This window comes from Mucilaginibacter glaciei (genome assembly GCF_014773245.1).
Taxonomy (GTDB): Bacteria; Bacteroidota; Bacteroidia; order Sphingobacteriales; family Sphingobacteriaceae; genus Mucilaginibacter; species Mucilaginibacter glaciei.
In genome coordinates this window covers 129,248-152,661 of sequence record NZ_JACWMX010000009.1, presented here as the reverse complement: position 1 = coordinate 152,661, position 23,414 = coordinate 129,248, and the positions used below count along the sequence as shown (strand labels likewise).

General features: G+C 45.4%; 24 protein-coding genes. All 24 read right to left on the bottom strand.

The features are described 5' to 3' along the window. Nucleotides 1–1,544, bottom strand: a 1,544-nt coding sequence (locus IDJ76_RS18940; protein ID WP_191165569.1) for a recombinase family protein, incomplete at its 3' end; no start/stop codon positions are given. 43 nt (nucleotides 1,545–1,587) lie between these two features. Next, the gene (locus IDJ76_RS18935; RefSeq protein WP_191165567.1) at nucleotides 1,588–1,752 is read right to left on the bottom strand and encodes a hypothetical protein; all 165 of its coding nucleotides are present in this window, start codon (nucleotides 1,750–1,752) and stop codon (nucleotides 1,588–1,590) included. Between the two features lie 197 nt (nucleotides 1,753–1,949). Beyond that, nucleotides 1,950–3,086: a hypothetical protein gene (locus IDJ76_RS18930; RefSeq protein WP_191165565.1), complete on the bottom strand. Its 1,137-nt coding sequence runs from the start codon at nucleotides 3,084–3,086 to the stop codon at nucleotides 1,950–1,952. 70 nt (nucleotides 3,087–3,156) lie between these two features. Next, the gene (locus IDJ76_RS18925; protein ID WP_191165562.1) at nucleotides 3,157–3,339 is read right to left on the bottom strand and encodes a hypothetical protein; all 183 of its coding nucleotides are present in this window, start codon (nucleotides 3,337–3,339) and stop codon (nucleotides 3,157–3,159) included. 135 nt (nucleotides 3,340–3,474) lie between these two features. Then, nucleotides 3,475–4,425 carry a hypothetical protein gene (locus IDJ76_RS18920; RefSeq protein WP_191165560.1) on the bottom strand — a complete coding sequence of 317 codons (951 nt, stop codon included), beginning with the start codon at nucleotides 4,423–4,425 and terminating at the stop codon, nucleotides 3,475–3,477. Between the two features lie 246 nt (nucleotides 4,426–4,671). Beyond that, a complete protein-coding gene (locus IDJ76_RS18915) occupies nucleotides 4,672–4,902 on the bottom strand; it encodes a hypothetical protein (RefSeq protein WP_191165558.1) in 231 nt (76 codons plus the stop codon). Nucleotides 4,903–4,954: 52 nt separating this feature from the next. Beyond that, nucleotides 4,955–5,410 carry a PH domain-containing protein gene (locus IDJ76_RS18910; protein ID WP_191165556.1) on the bottom strand — a complete coding sequence of 152 codons (456 nt, stop codon included), beginning with the start codon at nucleotides 5,408–5,410 and terminating at the stop codon, nucleotides 4,955–4,957. Next, on the bottom strand, nucleotides 5,397–5,990 hold the full coding sequence (locus IDJ76_RS18905; RefSeq protein ID WP_191165554.1) for a hypothetical protein: 594 nt from the start codon (nucleotides 5,988–5,990) through the stop codon (nucleotides 5,397–5,399). Before IDJ76_RS18905 ends, IDJ76_RS18910 begins: the two co-directional genes overlap by 14 nt. After that, nucleotides 5,990–6,766 carry a DUF4099 domain-containing protein gene (locus IDJ76_RS18900; protein ID WP_191165552.1) on the bottom strand — a complete coding sequence of 259 codons (777 nt, stop codon included), beginning with the start codon at nucleotides 6,764–6,766 and terminating at the stop codon, nucleotides 5,990–5,992. The genes IDJ76_RS18905 and IDJ76_RS18900 overlap by 1 nt, the downstream gene beginning before the upstream one ends. A 1-nt stretch (nucleotide 6,767) precedes the next feature. Further along, complete coding sequence (locus IDJ76_RS18895) at nucleotides 6,768–7,925, bottom strand: ArdC family protein (protein ID WP_191165550.1); 1,158 nt, start codon at nucleotides 7,923–7,925, stop codon at nucleotides 6,768–6,770. After that, on the bottom strand, nucleotides 7,918–8,340 hold the full coding sequence (locus IDJ76_RS18890; protein WP_191165548.1) for a M23 family metallopeptidase: 423 nt from the start codon (nucleotides 8,338–8,340) through the stop codon (nucleotides 7,918–7,920). Before IDJ76_RS18890 ends, IDJ76_RS18895 begins: the two co-directional genes overlap by 8 nt. Nucleotides 8,341–8,342: 2 nt before the next feature. Beyond that, nucleotides 8,343–8,753, bottom strand: coding sequence for a hypothetical protein (locus IDJ76_RS18885; protein WP_191165545.1), 411 nt, complete (start codon nucleotides 8,751–8,753; stop codon nucleotides 8,343–8,345). Between the two features lies 1 nt (nucleotide 8,754). Beyond that, on the bottom strand, nucleotides 8,755–10,749 hold the full coding sequence (locus IDJ76_RS18880; RefSeq protein ID WP_191165543.1) for a type IV secretory system conjugative DNA transfer family protein: 1,995 nt from the start codon (nucleotides 10,747–10,749) through the stop codon (nucleotides 8,755–8,757). Nucleotides 10,750–10,791: 42 nt separating this feature from the next. After that, complete coding sequence (locus IDJ76_RS18875; RefSeq protein WP_191165541.1) at nucleotides 10,792–16,257, bottom strand: helicase-related protein; 5,466 nt, start codon at nucleotides 16,255–16,257, stop codon at nucleotides 10,792–10,794. A gap of 1 nt (nucleotide 16,258) precedes the next feature. Beyond that, nucleotides 16,259–16,447, bottom strand: coding sequence for a hypothetical protein (locus IDJ76_RS18870; RefSeq protein ID WP_191165539.1), 189 nt, complete (start codon nucleotides 16,445–16,447; stop codon nucleotides 16,259–16,261). 33 nt (nucleotides 16,448–16,480) lie between these two features. Beyond that, complete coding sequence (locus tag IDJ76_RS18865; protein WP_191165537.1) at nucleotides 16,481–17,275, bottom strand: DUF4138 domain-containing protein; 795 nt, start codon at nucleotides 17,273–17,275, stop codon at nucleotides 16,481–16,483. A gap of 43 nt (nucleotides 17,276–17,318) precedes the next feature. Continuing rightward, nucleotides 17,319–18,464 carry a conjugative transposon protein TraM gene (locus tag IDJ76_RS18860; RefSeq protein WP_191165535.1) on the bottom strand — a complete coding sequence of 382 codons (1,146 nt, stop codon included), beginning with the start codon at nucleotides 18,462–18,464 and terminating at the stop codon, nucleotides 17,319–17,321. A 6-nt stretch (nucleotides 18,465–18,470) separates the two neighbouring features. After that, nucleotides 18,471–18,887, bottom strand: a complete 417-nt coding sequence (locus tag IDJ76_RS18855; protein WP_191165533.1) for a hypothetical protein — start codon at nucleotides 18,885–18,887, stop codon at nucleotides 18,471–18,473. Next, on the bottom strand, nucleotides 18,865–19,479 hold the full coding sequence (gene traK / locus IDJ76_RS18850) for a conjugative transposon protein TraK (protein ID WP_191165531.1): 615 nt from the start codon (nucleotides 19,477–19,479) through the stop codon (nucleotides 18,865–18,867). The genes IDJ76_RS18855 and traK overlap by 23 nt, the downstream gene beginning before the upstream one ends. Before the next feature lie 68 nt (nucleotides 19,480–19,547). After that, nucleotides 19,548–20,705 carry a plasmid transfer protein gene (locus tag IDJ76_RS18845; protein WP_191165529.1) on the bottom strand — a complete coding sequence of 386 codons (1,158 nt, stop codon included), beginning with the start codon at nucleotides 20,703–20,705 and terminating at the stop codon, nucleotides 19,548–19,550. After that, on the bottom strand, nucleotides 20,702–21,481 hold the full coding sequence (locus IDJ76_RS18840; protein ID WP_191165526.1) for a hypothetical protein: 780 nt from the start codon (nucleotides 21,479–21,481) through the stop codon (nucleotides 20,702–20,704). Before IDJ76_RS18840 ends, IDJ76_RS18845 begins: the two co-directional genes overlap by 4 nt. After that, a complete protein-coding gene (locus tag IDJ76_RS18835; protein WP_191165524.1) occupies nucleotides 21,478–22,137 on the bottom strand; it encodes a hypothetical protein in 660 nt (219 codons plus the stop codon). The genes IDJ76_RS18840 and IDJ76_RS18835 overlap by 4 nt, the downstream gene beginning before the upstream one ends. After that, entirely contained in the window at nucleotides 22,134–22,796 is a 663-nt protein-coding gene (locus tag IDJ76_RS18830; RefSeq protein WP_191165522.1) for a hypothetical protein, read from the bottom strand. The genes IDJ76_RS18835 and IDJ76_RS18830 overlap by 4 nt, the downstream gene beginning before the upstream one ends. Further along, nucleotides 22,793–23,413, bottom strand: a complete 621-nt coding sequence (locus tag IDJ76_RS18825) for a hypothetical protein (RefSeq protein ID WP_317173981.1) — start codon at nucleotides 23,411–23,413, stop codon at nucleotides 22,793–22,795. The genes IDJ76_RS18830 and IDJ76_RS18825 overlap by 4 nt, the downstream gene beginning before the upstream one ends. Nucleotide 23,414: the final 1 nt, after the last annotated feature.

The following is a 23,414-nucleotide window of genomic DNA, read 5'->3' as shown; positions in this document are numbered from 1 at the left end:
ATTCCCCTACGGGCTACTTGAGGGGAAAGGTTGTAAAAAGACAACTTTTCCCCTCTTTTTTTTCCTTGTAAGTTGCTGTTTATCAGCAAGATAAGAGAAAGTGGCTCACTCAAATAAGCGGTTCGATGTTGGGTTCCGTCAAAACAGAGATTTTGGGGGTACATCGAACCAATAATTTTTCTTTTTTCCTCAACTACCTGATTTTTATAGTGTTGCAGAATATTTGAATATCTGGCTATTACTACGTCTAAAAGTATCTCTATAGACTTTAACTCGTTAGATTTGGCTGGAAGATCCGCCAGCTTGCTTTCTAACAGCCTTAGCTCTTCATTACATTCGGCTTTAATAGCTTTAAAATCATCGGCATCAATTTCTTCTTTTAATAGCCTTTTCCGCGCCTTAGATAAATTTAATTCCTGCTCTTCAATTTTATTTGAAATAACTTTGCGCTCATCCAAATCATCCCTGCTGGTTGACCTGCATTCATCCATTACCACCATTTTAAACAGTTCACCAACACCCGGTGCCAAATTGAACCTGATCAATTCGTCCTCAAAGTATTGATTTACCGTTTCTGCCTTGAACCTGCATTTACAGGTAGTGCCAGTGCAATGGTAATAGTAATAGCGCTCATGCCTTCCTTTAGATGCGCTGCCTGTTAGCATTCGGTTACAGTCCGGGCATTCTAAAAAGCCCCGTAACGGCAGCATATCCTTTGATACTATCTTAGTTGCTATTGGTCTTTTATTGCCGTTTAATATGTTTTGAACTTCATAAAAAAGCGTCTGCGATATTAAGGCTTCATGTTGAGATTTTACAAACTGCATTTCTTCACTCTCAAATGGAGGTACCACGATAATGCCCGCATACATCGGATTTCGGATAAGTTTCCAGAAATTATTGCGTTCACATTTGAGGCCTCTCTGACACGCAATTTTTCGGACCTGTTCGGCAACGAGAATACCTTTGGACAATTCCTCAAATACCCATTTCATTAAAGTTGCTTCAGGATGTTTTGGGGCGATATACTTCCTTCCATCAGGATAAACCAGGTTTTGGTAGCCTTTAGGTGCCGCGCCCATCCAGCGGCCTTCTTTCCTGGCCCTGCGCATCCCACCAGAGGTATTTAAAGCGCGTCTTCCATTTTCAGCTTCAGGGATAGATAAATAAACCGCAAGCATTACCGTGCTCTCAGGAATGCTGAAATCAATCGGCTGGTCGATGGCCATCGCCTGCACATTGATCGCCCTTAAAATACCGATCATCTGGTAGGCAAACTCGATATTCCTGCTAAACCTATCCCATTTGATGAAAAGGATATTTTCCCGGTCTTTCTTTTTACGGTTTTTAACAACGGTCAATAATTTGTTCCATTCCGGCCTTTTGAAATTTTTGGCCGAGTAGTCTTCCCGGAAAATACCTTTTACCTCAATGTTGTTGAATTCACAGTGGCGTAGTAAACGGTCTTCCTGTTCAGGCAGAGAGTAGCCTTTTCTTTTTTGCTCATCCGTACTTACACGGACGTATAAATAAGCAGAAGTCATAATAGTAAGAATTTGATAAAGAGAGCATTACAATACGACCACGTTATGCGTCATTAAAGTATTGATTAACAGTCAATTTAGCCAAAATATATAAGAAATCCAAAATAATCTTCGCTTCTTTTTCGTCAGCAACTATTCCATTTCTGGCAAGCACTTTAACTGCCTGTTCGGGAGTGATATTTCTTTTATGAGGTAGGATTGGTTTCATTATCAAGCCTGTAAGGCTGCAATAATGCCGTGTTTTTTTAGATCAAATTGACAAGTGTTTCGGTACTACAGAACAATAATAATCATCTTTCTCAACCCTGCAGGAAATTAGGATAAATGGATTATTTATCAGCTGTTTCAAACCAGTAAAATCAATTCAACGAGAAAGATAATTGAACCTCGGGGTTCGCCTATTCATCAGCGTTTGAACAACCCGAGAATATTCCCGAAAACACGCCGGAAAAACAATCTGATTTTATCCCAGAATGATAATGACTGCGGCACTGTTGAGCCCAAAGAAATAATGTAAGCTTGTATTTGGGTAATTGGAAGCCAATTAACTTTTAAGCCAGGCTGCCTTCTATTAATATAAATTTCAAAATCTTTTTTCAGCTCTTCATAATTGCTTATCATGATATCAGCATGTCCCTTTCGCTGCATGTTTCCATTGTAAATACGGAATGAACTGCCCGAACCTTTTAAAAGCAGTGTAAGAATGTGCAATGCATAATATTGAATGTAAGCACTATGGATATAACTTGTATGAACAAAGTTATTCGACCAGCCATTCAATGTTTTCATAAAGATCACGGGAAATGGCAATACGATCCGGGATGATGATTTTTTTTTGCATTCTTCCGCAATAAATTCCCAGGCTACCTGGGTAAATTTCTTTACCGGTATATCTTTTTTATCCACTATATCGGTATAACCAATGATCTGTCTTCCGAATATTTCTACCATCTGCCTGATTTGGAACATCACCATCGGTTTCAGGTCTCTCAGGTAAAGATCTTCGATTGTATCACGGTCTTCAATATAAAATAATTCCTTAGCTGCTGAAAATATATCGTTCGGACTCAGCACCGGTTTACGCCAGCTCGTCGGCGCAACCCGATCGATGGATTTTCGGATCTGCACTTCATAATGAACAAGAAGCTGTTCAAGGTCCACATCAAGGCTACGGAGGGTATGATCATATCTTCGAACTGTTGCCGGCTTTATGTTTTCGATCAGGTAATTACAATAATCTTTAGCGGCAAAAAGATGACAATTTAAAAATTCCTTGATTTGTTCTTTACGAATGGCTCCCACGATAAAAAGCTGAGGCACAAGCTGCTCATCTTTATATATCTTACCTTTTAAGATCTCGTCAATATATGCAACGTACCAACTCAGATGTGCCTTTGCAGCGTCGGAATAAGCCGCGTCATAAAAGCTTGTATTGAACTTTACAGCTTCCTCATAAGCTTTACTGTAGGCTACTTTAGAGTAAATTATCGGATAGTTCGTATTTGTTTCGGCTTCAAATTCAAAATCTACTTTAATCATCATATCGCAATATGGGATAAAGGTAAAGTTAAGGGCCCGTTCCCGAGCCTTTAACGCAATTACCTGAACTTACCTACAGATCAACGAGGCACTGACTGTGTTCGCGGGCAAATACCTGCCTGATACTTCGTTTACACCACCAGCCGTTAACTGATCTGATGATGATCGTTTCACCGGCTACAAAGTGTTCTACTAAAGAGCCGTAAAAGGCAGTGACCATAAACGGGTTGCCTGTAACTAAAATTTGCTTTGCCATCTTTTTGAATGGTTTTTAAGTGACCGATTTTGCGATGGATAGCGTATAAACGCTGAACGATTGGATAAAAACAAATTTAATCATATCTAGCTTAGTAACCAAATACGTCGGTGTTACCTGAAGGCGTGAGCCTGATCAGGTTCTCGATAATCCAAATCCTGCCGCAATTTCATCATAGTTCTTCCAATTAACATACAGTGTAAACTGATTTGGTAAACAAAGGATTTCAAACTGCCCGTCGATAAAACTTGGCGATACCATCCAGGATGATAAAATCCTTCCTTCAATCATTTCAGGATGCCCATCGATCATCAACCTGCGCTGCCCTTTGCTGTTAATGGTACCCGCCATAAACTTGCCGGCCACGTCGAAAGATATTGAGTAGGACGATAAGATATCGCTTTCAAAAAAAGGAAAGTGATGCAAACCGGTGTAGGCGCTTAACATATCCGCTTTAAGTTGAACTTCCTGGTAATACCGGGCATGATTTACGCCTTTCTGTATGAAAAGTTCATCGTAATGCTGCGCAAGCGAATTTTCGCCTTCCTTTTTCACCATATAACTCAACCAATGATTCATTGCAGAGATAGTTATTTTATTGGCGTTGGAACGGTAATGCCTTAACCCATCCGGCGTGATCAAATCTTCCGGCTTTAAGTCAAAATCAATGGTCCAGTCCGTAGTATCAAAGTAGCTTGCTTTTATCACCTGCCTGATACCATCATCAGAGCTTTCATAATTTTCCAGTAAGATATTTTCAAAAGTCATCGATAGCGACCTTACCAGTACTGCAAGTTCTCTTGTGTGTATTGCGGCACTATGGGCATAAGAACTTAAACCAGCTTCAATCTTCCTGAGATCATCAGGATAATGGCTCATTAAGGAGAGCAGGCGTTGCCGGAATTTTTGAAGTCTCTTATTATTAAAATACTCTAATGCGTCCAGTTCTGCATAGGCATCATCGGTAACCAGCGGCCCGTCTTCCGGCGTTTTTAGAAATTCCTGCGCATATTCAGATGCCTCTCCCTTGGATTCCTTATGGCTTAACTTTTTCTGAAACCTGTTTTCTCTATTCTTTTTTTTCACAATGTTTACGTAAAAAAGACTTGATTTATTAGAAATTAAAGACGCTTTAAGCGGTTGTATTTTTGCATTGCCGATGCCCCGGATTGTTACTTATCGATATGAAAATCACTAAAATATGATATAATAACAAAATCCCCAGAGCGCTCGCCGCCTGGGGATTTTAACCTAAACCTTATCACAATAATGAGCGGGTTGCTCAATATTTTAATGTATGCAACATACTAAAAATTATTAAATCATTAATAATTACCAGCGATTCGTATTACGATTTTTAGATCGCATGAAGTCTTGAAACATTCGCTCCTGGAAACGTTTATCCGCTTCTTTTTTTGACCGCTGGTTATAACCCCAAATGAAGAGCGCCCAGATTCCGAAGCCGACTCCATAAAGCGGAAACGGGTTTCTCGCTACCAATGCGCCCCAAAAAGCGAAAGTGGAGATGAAGCAGGAGACTATAAAATAGACGATTGTTTTCATGATATTTAATACCTAAATATACTAATCGTATTAGTAAAATCAAAGTTTTTGTTCAATTAATTTCATAAATTCTGTTGTGTTTGCGCGCTTCCTGCACATAGTCCCGGATCGTGTCGATAATGTCAGATTCCGGTATGCCAACCATCCATATCACCGGATTTTCCGCATCTGTACTTTTTAAGGTCAGGTTCATCAGTCCCAAAAGCTGAAGAATAAAAGATTGCGTGATGACGTAATCTTTAACGCGGTATATTTCCAGCATATCCGTTCTTTTAAAGAATATTCCGCGGCTGATCCTGACGACTTCCGGGGTGATCAGGTAAATGCTTTTTCGGATATACAGCAGGCGGTACCAGCCCGCAGCCAATGTTCCGATACTGAACAACAAAAAGAAAGATGACAGGTACCAAGCAAGTAGTAAAAAAATGAGGGCTAAAAAGATAAGCGGCAGGATTTTGATAACGGCAAAGCTCATTGCCGGTTTTAATAATATTTCATTGTTTTCCATTGTGTTTCAATTGATCTAAAAAGGTGTCAAACTTGATTGGTTTATAGGTGCGGATACCGGAGCGGATGCCGAAGGCTTTTTCAAAAACATTCAGTGAGAGGTTATCCATCGTCAGTTCATGATGGCTGTTTTCGGTTTCTATGCGAATATGGGGGCTATTCCAGTACAGCCGGACCTGGCGATCAGCCAGTCCCGCAGCTACTTTAATATCGGCTAACCTTCCTAACAGGTTATTGCCGAATACAAGCGTATGTTTTTTTTTCAGCCAGCCGGAGCGTATCCATTGTAATTGCCCCTCATGGGGCAGATTGCCTATGGCAATGAATGACAGGGTATCTATCCGGGGATAGCGGTGGCGGTTTAGGGTTAAATAGGCAATTGCTTCCATCGCGCTATGGGTAATGACCACCTCGGTGGTGAGATCATTACCTGCCACCCATAAATTTGAGGTAGCAGGAACCCGGTGGAAGTTTTCACCAAAACATTCGGTATCCTGCCCATAGCTGAACACCAGGTCGGTAACCTGAAAAAAAGCCTGGAGTTCTTCGGAAACTCCAAGCTCTGTTAAAATCGGGTTCATTACCGTGTAACACGGCTTTTACTGTCAAATTTGATATGTTCATTTGTTGCCACGGGCCGCTGATCTTCAATATCAGCCATAGCGCTGTAGTAACCCGGACTTAACGTTTGGGCTTCTTTTTCATCACGTTTCTCGCCAAAGAGTGCATTCAGCCCTTTGTAAACCATATAAGAAAGCCCGCCGTCAATGACAATAGAAGCAATCAGGGCCAGCTTGTTAGACCGGATACCATTAAGATCCGTACCGGAATAATTAAACTTAGTCCTGTCGGCCAGTTCTACTTCTTTGCCTTTGCGGTATTTTTCTTTTTGGGCCAGGGTAAGAAATTCATTGTTGACCATATCGGGTGCCATAATCTTTTCGGTGTCAGAAACAATAAACTCGCGGGTTTCCGAATCGTATTCCACCAGGATCTCCTTTTTATTGCCCTTATTATCTGTGGTTGTTTTCAGGAAGTTCTCTACCTCTCCTTTTTCCAGTTGCCGTGCTTCGTTGTCATCCAAGAAATCCGGCGTGTCCGGTTTCCTGTAAATAGGATGGATCAGCAGATCTGTTTTACCCTGTTCGTTTTGCCGGAGGGATACTTTGGCATCTATGGCTTTGATCTGTATGCCTTCTGCTTCCAGGTTTTCCAGGTGCATCAGGCCCGTCCTGCGACCAGAAAGCAGTGCTTTCAGGTCATTGACGTTCAACAAAAGCTGGCCGCCTGCTGCCAGTCCGATGGTCTCCAATTCCCGGAACGGGAGATCCTTTTCTTTAAAGCTGATCAGGTTCATCTTATCTTCCTATGCTATGTGAAACTTCCTCTTCCTGTACGATGAGCTGCTGTTCCGCAGGGTTATTTTTTGCCTGTACCAATGATTTAAAAAGGCCGTCATTGGGGCTGACCTTTGTTTTGCCGCCCTCCATATCTTCTACGGTAAAGGTTTTGCCTTTTTTATCCAGCACTTTATAAACATTGTTATTGTAGGCGATCTCATCACCCTTTTTCAGGGTTTGATTTTGTGGACGCTCCTCCTTTAAGGCTATCTTTTGCCCGATGTCCAGCACATAATCAAATATTTTCTGGGCATCAGAGGAGGCACGGAACAGCTCAAAAGGTTCATCTTTCAGAATTTTGATCCAGTTATTTACATAAGCCGCGTGCTGCCCGAAATTATGGCCGATCTTCAGTTCGCTTCCCAGCATCAGTGAGGCAATTTCTGCACGCAGTTCCTCGCGGGCATAAGCTTCGGAACCGAAACGACCTTCCATCGGGCGATCCAGGCGGGTTTGGTGGCCCGTCCAGTGACCGATCTCGTGCAATGCTACCGCATAGTATTTGGTTTCATTTTCGAACTGTTCTTTCAGCGGCAAGCGGATCTGGTCGCTGGCTTTATTATAGTAGGCTTCATTTCCCCCGTGAATAATGACCGCTTTACTATCGCTGATCAATTGTTCAGCCCTTTCAATTGGGCTCCAGGTTTGCTCACCCTGCTTTTCTTTCAGATATTCTGCCAGTGGGGGGATTCCTTTGATTTGTTCTGCGTTAAACACCCAGGCATTAGTGATCACCGGCTTTTCATATTCCGTGGTACGGGTCTGTGTTTTACCCTGCTCATCCAGTATCTTGTTCCCATCCACATCCCTCATCGCCTCAATATTGGTTCTTTTGACAAAATTGATCAGGGTGGCTTTGGCACCTTTTTCCACTTCGTAGCCTGCGTAACCGGCTTGTTTGAGTGTCATCCACCTGGGATCGGTATGGCCCTGCATGGAGAGCCATAAGGAGTTCATCCCACGGTAATTTTTGTTGGTAGTCGGGTTAATGGGGATCGTAAAGGCGGGGGCATCACTGTCCGTCCAGGGTTTCTGGAATGGTGATGTTTCTGCCTGTAATTCCGCGATCAGTTTGTTTGCAATCTGTTCGTGGAGTGGTTTGAAGTTTTTACTCATGATTTCTGTTAATTAAATTTTGATAGAAAAAGTCCATCGGATCGATGTACTGTTGTTTAATGCGAATACTGAAATGCAGGTGTTCACCCGTGACCTTACCTGTTCCGCCGGTAATGCCGATAGGCTGCCCGGCTTGTATGGGTTCACCCGGCCTTACGAATAACTGGCTTAGGTGACCGTAGACAGAAGTCAAATCACTATGATCTAAAGCAACACTCACTCCAAGTGAACTATCATAGCCGGTATTGCTGACCACGCCATCCATGATGGCGTAAACGGTGTCTGATCTTGCCCGGAAGTCGATTCCGTTATGAAAGGCGTAGTTGCCTGTGAGTGGGTGTCTGCGGTAGCCAAATGATGAGGTGATGTATAAATTTTTAAGGGGGAGGCAGATAATGCAGAAGCAGACCAGCATTTTCATCTGGAATAAGATTTTTGAAGTTCTATGGCTATACCTGGCTTTGCCGGTTCCAGCGCCGCATTTTTTATGCGTGGATTCTGCTGTGCGATTTCCAGTGCCTGCCATTCCGCTTTCGCCGTTCCCCTGTCCTGGAGCATGGTTATCTTATACAGGTCTTTATAGTCGTCACCACGTATCTCCGAACCATTATCCATTAGTTCCGCAAGTATTTCTTCTTTACCTTTCAGTCGAAGCAGTGCGTCGGGATGATAGACAGCTTCCTGGCCATTATCAAATGCCACATAAATTTCATTGTCGTGCAGGCTTTCATAATTAACCAGCGCGATCTTTCCCTGCCCTTTTGCCGGATCGTTCTCCAGATCCGGACTGACCATAACGAGGGTGCCGTTTAAACTTTCATTTTTCATTTTATTTGGTTTTTGCTTTTGGTGAATTGGACGGCAGCGAACGGAACTGGAGCACCAGGTCCTGTACTTCCTGGCTGATCCTATTGAAGTTCTGTGTTAGTTTTTCGTTCCGCTGCCCGTTAAAATCGTAGAAGGCGGGTAGCGGCCTGTAATTCTTTTCCTCTCCCGAGATGGCTGCCATATCCAGATTGATCCGGCAGTTGATGGCAGACGTTTCAAACTGCCCTGTAAATTTCTCCTGTGCATCGGCGGCGATAACACCCACCATTTCGCCCGCACTGAGCGAGGCTATCTTCCCGGCAGGTATCAGCACTTCCAACTTTTCATTTAGGGAGGTAGAAGTTTTATTACGATCAATAGAAAGCCCTTCTCCGATCTGCTTGGACTTACCCAGGATGCGTTCCAGCCATTCGAGCGTTTCCTTGTTTCGAACAGAACCGGATAGCACGTTCCCGATGACAGAAGTGATGGTTGCGGCGGTATCTTTGCCGTACTGCTGATTAAATTGCGGCAATTCCTGCAAGCCCATCAATACCGCCACTTTATTGCTTCTCGCTGTAGCGATCAGGTTTTCCACCTTATGTACAAACAAGGTAGGTACCTCATCAATAATGAGTGCCGAAGGCAAGTTGCCTTTGGTGTTGATCAGTTTCGTCAACCGGTTAATTACGATAGAATAGCAGGCCGAGTTGATGTTCTGCGTATTGGGATCATTCGCCAGGACGAGTATGCCAGGGGTATTTTTATCTGATATTTTCAGGTTAAAATCATCGCCCGAAAACACCCAGAATGTTTCCTTGGTAGACAGGCGACTAATAAATATCTTCAGCGTTCCGACCTGTCCTTCAAGCTGGTCAAAAGCTTTGGCCTGGTAGGCGCTCATGAACGGGGAGAGCAGGGAACGCAGTTCCGGCTCGGCTACCAGTACGTTGAATATTTCTTCGTAAGTACAGTTGAGCAAGGCAAGAACATGGGGCAGACTGGAATATTTACCGTTGGCGTACTTGCTGAGGAAGTAAATACAGGATGCCAGGAAGTTGATGGCCGACTGCGTAAAGAACTGGTCACTTCCGCCGGAACGGTCGCCTTTCTTCAGCGCTTCCACCAGCCCTTCCGCGGTTTCTGCCGCGTCTGCCAGCGAGCGGATATAATCCGCCCGCCAGGGATTGATGCGGCGGCTGTTTTCAGGATCATTCAGGTTGAGCACATGAAACGCATAACCTTTCATTTTTCCTTCCTGCTTCGCTTTCAGATAGTGATAGTAAGCGATCTGCCCTAAGTCCGGGAACTTGAAGTCATACAGGCAAACAGCGAATTCTTTGGCGATCAGCTGCCGGATAAAAGGGTTAACTATGGAAAAGCTTTTACCTGAACCGGGAGTACCGATCACGATAGTGCCGCGAAATACGTTACAGATATTGATCCATCCCTGACGTACTTTGCGTTCATGGTAAAAGAGCATAGGGATATTTACCGAATACGGTGTTTCCACCTTTTTAACCGGCTGCATAAAGCTTTCCGCTTCCGTGTTCCACTTATCCTTACCAAGCCCGGACTTAATCATCTTAGAGATATTGTCCATAGAAAGGCTGATCAGTATGGCACCGGTGAAAGAGCAAACCATATAGATCAGGTCATACCATCTCGTGTATGCGCACGCGATGGGTGATGCCCTGCCCTGGCAAGCGATGCTGCCAAAAAACAACAGTAAGCCGGCCAGTAAAGGGTAAACAATGTGCTGCTGAGGGTCGAGATCTGTTTCTTTTTTTGACAGCGTTCCTACGCTCACCAGGCAGATCAATGTAAATGTGGCCAGCTTACTGTAGATGAGTTTGCTGTAAATGACGATGTGCGCAAGTTTGTCCAGCGGGCTAAAAAAAAAGCCCCAAAACGGGGCGTTGTGATAGACGAAAATTGCAGCCTCTAAGAGTATAGAAATGTAAATACCGCATTGCAGAAAGCCATGCAGCTTCTGCTGTTCCCGTGTTTCTTCCATAGATTTGTTTTGGTAAAAGATTTAAGTAAAAACCACTCAAGGTCAGCGTCCGAGTCCGTTCGCCGGATAATCCTGCCGCTCGAAAGTTTGTAAGCGTAACGGTCGCATGTTTTCCGAATGATCAAGTGTCTCTTCGGGTTCTGTTTCCTGCTGCTTTTCAGCGATCTTCCGGCTGATCTCCTGTTCCAGATTTCCCAGTTCGATCTTTAAAGCGGCCAGTTTTGCTTCCTGTTCAAACGGCTTCTGGGTTAATTCACGAATAACAGGTATTTCCTTTTCCAGCGCCGCCAGTTTATCCCGGTATTTAACTACCAGGGAGCCAACATTGTCGATAGCGTTCAGGAAGTATTTAGCAGCAGTTTTAGGATTATCAATATTCGGAATACCGTTATTGCGCATATACTTGATCCCGGTGGCATCACTTTCCGCATAGAGGCTACTTACATATTCGTATTTACTGCCCTGATCAGTTTGAACCCAGGCTAACTGCCGGTTTACAAAAAGACTAAACCCATACAATTCGCCGAATTTATAGGCGGAATGTTCCGCGTGTTCAGGCTCCCATTTTTTGTAGAGGTCAATGACCCTTTTGCCAATGGCTACCGAATCAGCCTCCATTTTATCCAGCATCTTTACCGGGTTCAGCTTATTGCCTTTCGCATCCTGTTTCAGGACTTTAAGGTAGGCTAATTCGTCGGTCACCAGCTTTTCAAGCGTGGAGGCTGTGTCGGCTTTTTTGTGCTCTGTATCTTCCAAAAGATAACGGCTCCGCGCCACATCCTTAAAATGAGAGGATTTGTTACCCTCCAGTTCAGCTACCTTCTTTTCTACTTTAGTCTTTTCCAACAGGGAAGTATCGCCGGAAAGGATAGCGATGTATTCAGAGAAATTCATACCACTCTGTTCATCCATAGCGCCTTCATCCAACGTGCGGACACTCAGCTCACTCTTCTTCATCTGGCTGATAAACGTTTGCTTATTCTTCAATAAATTGAACTTGTAATTGTCCAGCGACTGCTCGACGGCATAGATGTAGTTCCTTACTTTATTGCCAAAGAACATTTTTGCCAGCCAGTTACCCTGCCTTGCACCCCGGCCATCCCGCTGCTCCAGCTCGGATGGTTTCCAGGGAATATCCAGGTGGTGCATAGCTACTACGCGCTTTTGGACATTCAAACCAGTGCCGGCTTTCTCGGTACTTCCGATGAGTACCCGGATCAGCCCGGCATTCATTTTACGGAACAGTTCCGGCTTCTGTCTGTCTGTCCAGTCATGGATAAAAGTGATTTCGGCGGCGGGGATGTCAAAGTCATTGACCAGCTTATCCTTCAGTGCATCATAGATGTTAAAGCTATCTGGTTTTGGCGTTCCAATATCGCTGAATATGATCTGCGTACCCTTGTGTTCGGAACTTTGCCGGTATTCAATCGCCACGTTACGGGCGCAGATACTGACCTTGTTTCCCGGATGATCACCGTATCGGCTATCGCTGACCAGTCGCATATCAACCGCCATCTTCTTGGCATAGTTGGTAGCGATCAGCATCCGTCCCAAATCTTCCGTCGCGGTGAGTGGCTGCCGGCCGATCACGGTGGCATCGCCGGTTTTGGCAAACTTCATCAGCCTTCGGGTAAAGTCCTGTTGTTCCGGCGTTGGGGGGATATTGACCAGCACTTCATCAATAACCGGCTTATCCAGGCTGATATGAACGGCTGTTTTATAATCTGTTATTTCATTATAAAAACGGGCCAGTTCAGGAACTTTAATAAAATAACGGAAGCGTTCCTTTGCCCGGATCTCATTGGTAACGCTGAATTCAAAGTCAACCGTTTTACGTGCATACACCGCAGCCCAGGCATCAAAATTACTGATCTGCTGCCGTTCCATTTCATTAGGCCGGAGGTACTTAAAGATCAGGTACATTTCTGTGAGGCTGTTGGAGATCGGCGTACCTGAAAGAAAGGTCACACAAAGGTCGGCGTTGAACTTCTCCTGTAATGTCCGGATGGCGAAAAGCATATTGAGGGCTTTCTGGCTACCGGCCATATTGCCCAGCCCAGCCACCCGGTTGTGCCTCGTGGTAAAAGTAAGGTTCTTGAACTTATGCGACTCATCGATAAACAGGTGATCTACCTCCATTTCCTGAAAGTTGATCCCGGTATCTTTGCGGTTATCAATCGCGTAAAGCACCGCATTGAGCTGCACGTTGAGGTTGTTCTTGCGAATCTCCAGGCCTTTGAGCATGGACTTGTTGATAGCCACCCCCAGTGTTCCCAACGTATGCAAGTCACGGGTTACGTTATCCAGTTCCGTTTGAAATATCTCCCGCTGTATTTCGGGTGACTGCGGGATCATGCCAAACTGGTCATGGGTCAGGATCACGCAGTCCCAGTTATTATTTTTGATCTCATGAAACAGCCGTTGCCGGCGGGCGGGCAGGTAGTCATTTTCACCCGGTGCCAATATTCGCGCATTCGGATAAGCTAAGCGGAACGTATCCCTGATAGCACTGACATTCGCTTTTAAAGCGAGAATCATCGGTTTGTGAATGATGCCAAGCCTTTTCATTTCCATGGCTGCTACAATCATGGTCAGTGTTTTACCGAGGCCTACTTCGTGGTCAACCAACGCCCCCCGGTTCTGAATAATGCGCCAGGCGGCATCTTTTTGTGAGCTGTAGAGATTCGGTATATCCAACCCTTTGAGGTCGAGGCCCGGAAACTTCAGGTGGCTCCCGTCGTATTCGCGGAGTACATAGCAGTTAAACGTGTCATTGTATAACTTCTCTATTCGCTGTTTATCTTCAGGCGGGAGTTCCCGCAACCATTCCGTATAACGGTTACGGATATTTTCAATCTTCCGGTGTGAAGCCTGTATCGCTTCGGTATCAGGGTACCGCTTTACCCTGCCGTCGATCTCGACCGGGTAAGTAATATGCGGTGAAGTATTTTCCAGCGCATGTTCCAGTAGGGTACGGCCGGTAAGCTTATCGCTTTGTTTGGGAACCACCGCGAATTCTTCATCAGTCGTGGTATTACCTTTACCATAGGTCACTTTAAAAGTATCTACGGATAAGAAATAGTTTATTTCGGTATCCAGTTTAAACAGGTCAGTTGCGAAACGCTCATAATAACTAACCGGGAGCCAGCGTTCCCCGAGATTAAAATCCAGGAGTTCAAACGGGATCTTATCGGGTTGAATCCTGCGGATAGCTGTCAGGCTACGCAGCAACTGAAAGTTCTCCGGTTCATCCTTTACGGCCTGCTCCGCGATCTGCAATTTGGCGACCACATTACCGGACAGATAATTATCGGTGGTTTCCCATAAATTTCGCTCAGGATTAAACAGGATCTGCTTTTCCAGCTGATAGATAACATCCCCCTCTGATAAACCTGTTATTTCAGCGATCAGGTCCAGATCGACCCTGCCCAGATCATTTAAGCAACGGGCCAGGGCATCCGCTGGGTCGCTTGTTTTAAAAGCAGCCTCTTGTGGAAATAACGGGCCGTGAAATATATCTGAGCGCAGGAATTTGTCGTTTTCTTTTAGTTCCAGCGAGGCAATTATCTTAAAGCCAAAAGCGGCATCCGCCAGAATACGGGAACGATTAAAGGCCCTGTTCAGCTCACCATTCTTTTCAATAAAAGTGTCGTAATGCTGGTTAAGCGCTTTACGCAGTTCCGGGTACTGAACTTTATGCTCCGCTTCCAGTGCAGAAAGTTGCAGGTAGGTGTCCCGCAATAAAATATACGTGCGGTAAAAAGCCAGGTTATCCTGAACATCCAGCGGCTTAAATTCAGCCTCACCATTATTAGGTTCCGTGATCAACCCGGCCCGGCCTTCAAAAAGCACCAATGTACCTTTTTCATAAAATGGTTTCAGGTCGGTAAAAGCCTTGGGGCGGTCTGGTGAGATCTTAAAGGAAGATTCCAGGCTGGTATCGCCTTCATAGCGGAAATCGTAAGCGAAGTATTTAAGTTTGGCGGCCAGTATATCCAGATCATTCCCCAGCGATTGCCCGGTCAGCCATTTGGCTGATACAGAGATCTCCGCTACGTTACTGTATAATTTATACAGGTAGCGGTTGCTGTTTTTAGCCCTTGCGGTAAGCATGATGATACTATCGTGCGCCGGTTTGGCTGTCGTTCTTATCGTGCTGATCAGGCGGGCGGTACTGTTGTCCACGTTGAACCTGTCGGTGTCGTCAAGGTAAGATTGCGCTTTGTTATTATTTTCTACGGGGGCGGCATCAAACAAGCCTAATTGCCCGGCAGCATTACTCTCCGTTACTTCAGGTACGGGTAAAAAAGTGAATTTGCGGCCCGCTGATTGCTGCTGGCTGAAACTGATCGCCTGCCATTTGGCATGATCGAAGTTTTCATAAAAACCCCGGTAAGCCTGGAATTGCAGTTCCCGGGCAATATCGGCCATGTCGCCGTTATGCCATACGGTAAGGTTAGCCTGTCCATAAGCATTCGTATCTTCAATCATCTCGTCGCCTAATACCAGTTCGGGATGCTTTAGTAAGTAGGCATTCATATTATACTTGCCTTTACTACCGGTTTGTTCAACCGTATCGATCAGCAGGCTTTCCGCTTCGGTCAAGGTTTGCTTGGCATCGTTTTTCTGCACGATAACGAGATGCGTACCGACTTCCACATTGGCGTTTTCCTTCATCAGGTTAGCAGGCAATACCGAAACACTGACCATATCCGCCGAAGTGAACAGGTATTTACGGGCGGTATCATTGGACGGGCTGTTTAAAAAGCCATCGGTGACCAGGTAAGCCAATACCCCGCCGTCTGCCAGCTTGTCCAGGCCTTTCGCGAAAAAGTAATTGTGGATTCGGGATGAGATCCCGCTGCTGTTAAATGCCGGGTCGTGTACAGAGAAATTGCCAAAGGGAATATTACTGATTACCAGATCAGACTGGCCTTTTTCATTCGGGGCTGTTTCTTCCAGCCCTTTTACCTGCACGGAAATCTTGTTGCTGATAGCCTGGCTCAAAACGGTTAGTATCTTTCCGGTGAGAATGTCTTTTTCAACCGCGTTTACCGTTTCCAGGTTTGGAAAGATCTTGACGGCTTCCGTAACAAAAACGCCCGCTCCTGCACTCGTTTCATATAGCCTGCGTGGAAAAACGCTGTTTTCTGTTAAAGCTTTATAAACCGCATCCGGGATAAAATCCGGGGTATAAAAAGCGGTATTGACGCTATTAATGATGGAATCAAACGCGCGTTTATAATCCTTTTCCGATAGCTTTTCCCGCAGCAGTTCATGGAGCTGTATGACCTGCGGCCAAAGTTTGAGGTCAGCCTGTGATATATCAAATTTCTGCCAGTCGTCCTCGCGGCCTGCCGGAAACAGTACTGCTTTAATGCCGCCGAACCCTGCATAATTCTTTAATACGGTTATTTCATCTTCGGACAATTGCTGCCCGATATAATTCAGAGCGATGCTGATGGCGGACATATTACCGGCCAGTTTTTTACTGCTGTTAAATGCCATTTCATACCTCCTCTAAATAATTCGCTATCGTTCCTATTACCTCATATTTGAGGAACCTGTCGTCCTCATCCAGCCCTTTCAGCAGGGGCGCGCATACTTCGATGATATTGGTCAGTTCGTAGTGCAGGATGCCGTGATTGATAAAGCGCAGGTAGGCCGCGAGGAACTCTTCCTCCAGAATCAGCCTCACGTAGTCATAGGCTATCAGGTACGTCATAAGAAATCAGTTAGGTAGGGTATCCGCATCCAGGATGTCCTGGTAAGAGATCTTCAGGGTCAGTACGCGCCCTGATATTTGCTTTTCGCTTAATTCCGCCAGTAATACTTTATTGCCGGGAAAGCTCATTTTTTTGAATACGAAGATATTCCGGTAGGTTTTGACAAATGAAGGGATATTAAACAGGTTGTACTCCAGGTTAAGTTCGACCGTTTGTGCGTTGGCCGCTTTGGTGACTTTTTTATCATCAATTTTAAAACGGATATCCGAAATGTCATATTTCAGGTTGGTCTTGTTCCGATAGCTGATATCGAGAAAGATGTAGTTACCCATCGTATAGATATGGTTTAACTTTCCTTCTATCCCGAACGCCTTTCCCTTTTCCATGTGTTTGTCCGGCTTTCGGGCAATCAGATTTAAAGCCATCGTCTTCAGCTGATTCTCTGAAAATCCGATGCCGGCAATATCCAGCGGGCGGGTGTCGGCGGGTGTAATGGCTATTTCTGTAGAGGTATTCCCTTTACCGGGTACCAGGCGGTATTGCGCAATGAACTTTTCACCGGCAATGGTCAAAACAGCTGCCTCGAAATTTGATGATGAATCTTTTAAACGAATGCGGAATACATTTTTCAGGGGCAGGTCGCCGGTCAGTTGCTTACTGGAAATATCCACATACTGAATGGGCTCCGGTGATACGAAATGTATAGTCAGGTTTGCCGACAGGTACACGACAGGCAGATCTTTTTGCGCATAGACTGCGGGGGAGATCAATATCCCCAGGTATATTAATAGCTTTTTCATGAAAAATAATTATTGGTTTTAAGAAAATGAATGAACTACAGCCTTAATAGGATTTTTGCGTGTTTAGCAAGGCGTCGCTATCGATCAGGTAGATGAAAGAATTGTATTTCATTTTTGCCTTGTTTTTGCGGATAAGCCCCGCAATGGCGGAGGAAGTAGATTGAAATATTTTATCTACTGAACTCATGATAAACTGGCTGCCTGTGGAGTTACCATCAATAGTTACGCCCTGAACCGCATTACTGCCGAGATCCCTGGTAAATTCGCGGAACGCGGATGAAGGGACATACAGGCCCGGCATCCCGTCAAGATCATAGATATCCAGTTTGACAGGAAGTATTTTACCTTCGGATAAAATGGTATTGATGGAAAGCGTTACGCGCTGTTCTGAAAAGCCGCTGATTTGGGCAAAAATATAGGTGCCTTTTTTGACCAGGTTACCGCCAGCCCAAATATCTTCCAGTAGCTTCAACCTCAACCGGGAACCGGCGTATCCTGTCACATTTTCATCTATTACTGCAGAGATGAATTTGTCTTCACCCGGTGGTTTGACGGTGTTGAAGTCCGCAGAAGCGGCATCAGCTTTAAGGACTGTAAGCTTTAATTCTTTCGCTTTCTGCAAAGCTGCTTTATCAGCCGCCAGTTTTTTAAGTTGCTCCGCTTTATAGGCAGGGTCGTTTTGTTTGTTGATACTGTCCATGTATGCCATCTGCTGTTTAAAAACATCCATCGGATCTTTTTCTTTCTGCTCAACAGGTGCGGCTCTTGGTTTCTGGTGCCTTACCATGGCCGGTAAGGCACCGGCTATGGCCCGGTCATGGTTTCCGGCTTGTGACAGGTTGTATTTTGCCTTCATCGCCCGGTCGATAGAGTCAAGGGTTTGTTTTTCTTTACTGCTGTAACGATCCTGGAAAGAAGCATTGCTGGATGCCTCCTTAGGAATGACGTTAACGGCAGAATAACCGTTGGCCTCTTTGTAGGTGTTACGATATGCATCCAGTTTACCGGCCAGGTTTTTCTTACGGACATCTGCGGACACATTGCCTACGTTACCATTTAAGCCGGCTTCCTGCTTTATTTCGGGCTTAGGTTTGGAGAAGCCGCTATGCCAGGCATAAAAGAAAAGGCATAAAAAGGGCAAAGCGAGTGCCGGCAGCACATATTTGGGCTGTTTAAAATTGATTTTCATGATGATTTATTTAAGAGTGTGATGGATCTGTTGCAGGCGGTCGAGCGCACTGTCAAGCAGCAAGGTGTCGGCTTTTGATAATTGCTTCTCCGCCGTCAGGCTATCGACAAGGTGCTTCAGTTTGATAGTTTCCCGAATTTTTCCGGTTGCCTGCATGATCTGTTCAAAGCCGTCGGCTCCCGGATTGCTAAGCGATTTTACCACAGGTGTGACCACTTGTTCGTGCTCACGGAAAATCGTAAAGGACAGCGCCAGGGAAATGAGCAGCGCGACGATCATACCTGCAAAAAGCAAACGCGGGTATTTAGTAGCAGCTGACCGGAAACGGCCTACTCCCTTAACAACATAAGGCTGAAATTCTTTTTTGAGTTCACTGAACAGCGTATCCCTGGGATCGCGGTTAGAATGTATTTTTCTCCACATCTTCGAGGTCTTTGTTTTCCAGTGTTTTCCACCCGGTGATTAGTACGCCATGTGGGTTGTTATCGCTTCGGGGAATATCTTTGAGATAACCTTCTGTGATCAGCGAGCGCACGACTGTCGAACTCCGACGGTCGATCTTTAGCTTACCATAATACCTGAAGTATTTTTTGGGAATATCCAGCGCTATCGAATCTGTTTCAAGGGTCAGCACCGAACTTGAAGAAAGAATAGAATTGAAGAATCCCTTTTCCTTAAGGTCATTATATTGCTGCATCCCCGTTTCATCAATCAGGTACATGGCCTTTTTCATCTGGTATTCCATGTAATTATCATCCGGTGTAAGGGAGAAGAAAAGAGAATGGAAAAGGTCAACATGGGCACGGTATTCTGCGGGGCGGTTGAGTTGCATATCCGTCTGCCTGGCCAGGATAGGTACATTATTATCTAACAGGTAAATACTCTTCTGCGCGTTGGATACCATGCGATAGGCAGAGAAGCAATTGATGCCGACAATGACCAGGGATGTTATGAGGCTGCCAATAGCTACGATGGCGGCGAGCCTGATTTTGGCTTCTATATTTTTTATAATCATGTTAATGGAATAAAAAAAGCCGCTGTGGTCGATAGCGGCTTAATGGAAATGAATGAATAAACAATGCATTAAAAGAAACTTCCGGATGCTTTTCTGGCAACACTCATTACGGTGCCGGCACTTCTTCCAAAGGTAGATGCCGCAGAGCTGATCCCCGATGTAGAGATGATCCAGGTGGAGATACTGGGAACGGTAAACATACAGATGGCACCGATAATAAAAACAATGATCACCGTTCCGAAGGAAAGAATCCCGTTGCCCGCGAACACAGCCATCTTACCAATATCCGCGCTTAAACCGTCCTTACCGACCAATTCCTGGTACTTACTGATTTCAGATGTGAGCGCATATTCCTGCATAAGGCCGGTGAGGTACATGATCAGATAGGCGATCCCTGAATACAGGTTCACTGAAACGAAGCGTGCGATCCAGGTGCTGAAACTATCCCGGAAAGCGGGAAGGATACTTACTGCTACGGCAAAGGGACCGAGAATGATCAGGATGCTGGAATAAATGATCTGCAGCATGAATATGATATAAACAGCGAGGCGAAGAATCCATATCCCCATCAACTCCAACAGCTGGGTAAGCAGTAATTGTAGCCCGACGGTCAAACGATTTTTGAGTTCCAGTAAAGGTGATACCACAGAACTTATTCCCTGTTTAACTGTGCTGCTCACGGAATCCCAGGCTTGTCCGTACCATGTGTCACTTTCCTTTTCGGCTACTTCCGTTTGCGCCTGGAATGTGTACAGGGAATTAGCGACCGCGAGTACCAGTTCAGACCTTTTCAGTCGCAGATCATTGACGATATTCTGTTCGCTGTTAAACATCTCTTCCGTCCGGACAGTAACGAGATCTGTCGGAAAGGCAATAACCTTAACAAAAATCCCCCACCATAAAATAACCATTGCCAGACCGAAAGGCCGGAGCAGGGGCATGATCTCCATCTTTTTATCGCCTACTATCATCTCGTAAGATTTGATCGCGAAAAAGATGATCATGAATATGGCTGACAGCGCTTTGGCATCGGTAATGAAAAGATCGAAATGCGACCAGATAGATAATTTCAAGCCTTTTAAGAAAGTCATTACACCTGTTTCATAAACCCCATCACCCTGCAAAAACTGAAGTGTTTTGCCGTTATCCGGATTAGTGGCAGTTTGCGCAAATACTGATGTCACGCCAAGCGACAACAGTACTATTAAAGTGATCGTTTTTTTCATTGTACGTGCTGTAAAACTTTGTTTGCGATTTCAATATCGGAATGTGGTGTCCACTCGGTAACGATGCCCTGCCCATTTTTCAAAGCCTGTTGCCGGGTAGTCATATCCAGGGTAGTTTGCGCCGAGGAAGTTCGGATGGCCCATATGCCTGCCAGCTTCCGGTACTCCATCAACAAGCGGTGGTAAGCCAGTATCCGCGATCCCCTGTCCATATCAGCCGAACGCGCCCCCTGCACCCGTTCTTTAAGCCGGTCAAGCTCATTTTTATACCATGCGTACAATCCTTCATTAACCAGCTTTTCACTCACCTGTGGTGATAGCCCTGCGAGGATAGAAAGCATAGAGTTATTGAGTACCGGCTTTAGTTGGTTACTATAGTACAAGAGCCATAATGGATCTGTGCCGGAAATTAACCCGGATTGTGCGGCAATCTGGGAGAGTGCAGTATTTCTGACGGTATCCGACTGGAGTTTATAATTATTGTCGGTCGTGTTCATGGCACCCACCAATGCCAACCGCTGGGTTTGCGGGCCGTTGGCACTCAGGGGCCGGAGGTCGGTTTTATGGTAATTGGGATAAAACCATCCCCATGTCAGCCAGTAATAGGGGTTTAGGCCAAGAAAGCCGGATGTCGGCTTAAACTTATTTTGATCCCATTGCTGGAAAACCATGCGCTGCTGTTGGTAACGAAGCGCCTCATCGTTGATTACGCTTTGCGCAAAAGAGGTGGTTGCTGTAAGGCAGCAAACCAGTAAGGTCAGATGTTTTATTTTCATTGTCGGAGATATTTAGCGTTTTGAATAATTTGAGAAACAACTATTTTGTCCCGGTTGATAAAACCAGAAAAAGGATTGAGGGAAGCGATGACCCCGCGTTCTTTTGCCCAGTACATCGCTTTCCACGCGCCGTAAGCCAAGCCGTCAAGGATCTGCAGTTCCTGCATGACTTTGTGCAGCAGTTGGTCGCGGGCATTATAATCAGCCAGTACATTATTGCCCTCTTTAAGCACAAAACCGGATACATTAGTAACCAGCGCGAGTGCCCTAACCCGCATTTCGGCAGCGATATTGTTCGCAAATAGTAAAAGATATGGTTCGTTTTTGGCCATTGCCAATGCCTGGCTGATATAGCCGGTCATATCGGCCACCACTACGGCTATGTATTTCACTTCCAGTCCATCTTTCAATGCGGAGTTTACATTTGATAGCCCCTGGTAGATCATTGTTTGCGCCAGTACTACCGAGCCCGCGTTAATATTCAGGTCGTTGAGATTATTATTGATCTTCGTGAGATACTGTTCATGCGCGGTTTCCGCGCCGCTGCGAGCAGCACCGTTGACTATAGCGGAAGCCAGATGCTGCGGGTCAATCACATATTGCTGGGCGGCGGTGAACTTCGCAGCAAATAGCAGCAGGATAATCAGTTTTTTCATTTTAGATATTTAGCGTTTTGAATAATATCCCTGGCAAGGGATTGATCGGCATCTATAAAATTCTGAAAGGGGTTAGCGGCTTTGAGTAAAGCAGAAAGACTGGAGTATTGTATCATATTCAGCATATTACCCGACTGGTCCTGCAGGTTGCTCAGTTCAGTAATGACGTAGTCAAAGAGCATTTTCCGGTCAGATGCCTTCATCTGGTTGATATCGCCGATGGTCAGCGTAAGCCCGGCAACATAGCTGAGCAGGCTTTTCGCTTTTTCTGCAAAATGAAGTTCTGCCTGGTAGCCGATGGCTAATAATGCAGGGTTCTGCTGTACCAGCCGGATGACCTGTGCCTGGTTGCTGATGATGCGGGATACCATTGGCGACGCGGTAAAGCCGATATCTGCCAGGTTAATCGCTGTCCCTAAAGTATTGTACCGTTGCTGTATTTGCCGGTAGGTTACTTTAAGTTTAGCAAGCAGGGTGAGGTTAGCCTGTTCGTTTGCGGTGGCGAGCGCCTGCTGGTTCCTGGCTTTAACCTGGAGTTTGTTTTCGGAAATAGATTCATCCACCAGCTGGTGGATGCCAACGATATCAATTGTTTTCTGCTGCGCGGAAACAACTACTGCAAAAAGGCAGCAGCATACGGAAAAACAGATCTTTTTCATGGTTTAAGGTATCTGGCATTTGTTAATACATCGTTGGCAATACGGACATCCTGGTTCTGCCATTCCGCCCATGGATTCAGCGAATGGAATATGCCATTCATTTTTGCCCAATACATCGCCCTGCCCATACCGTAAGCAATGCCCCGAAGGATGCGCATTTCATCTGCGATATGATTGAGTAATTTCCCTCTTTCCCCGCTGTCCATCAGGTTGCCGTTGCCGCCTTTGGTAACGAAGGCACCTACATCGGCAGCGAGTGCTACGGCCCTGGTCTGAAAATCGCGCGCGCCCTGTTCCGCGAAAAGCAGCAGCAATGGATTAGATTTGGCAATAGTTACGGCAGATCCTACGTCTTTGATAATATCTGAACCGCAATCGGCGATCTCTTTGACCATCGTCAGGTTATTGATGACGGAAGCGACCTGGCTCAGCCCCTGGTAGATTTTATTTTGTAGGTTGTTGACAATGACCAGTTGCCCGCTGACGGCAAGCTGCCCTTTCTGAATAAGGTCGAGTTTGTTATTGGTGGTATTAAGCTGGCCATTGATCACTCCGGCGTTTACCGCGATAGCTGCGGACGTACCGCCGTCAAAAACTAGTTCCTGTGAAAATCCCACC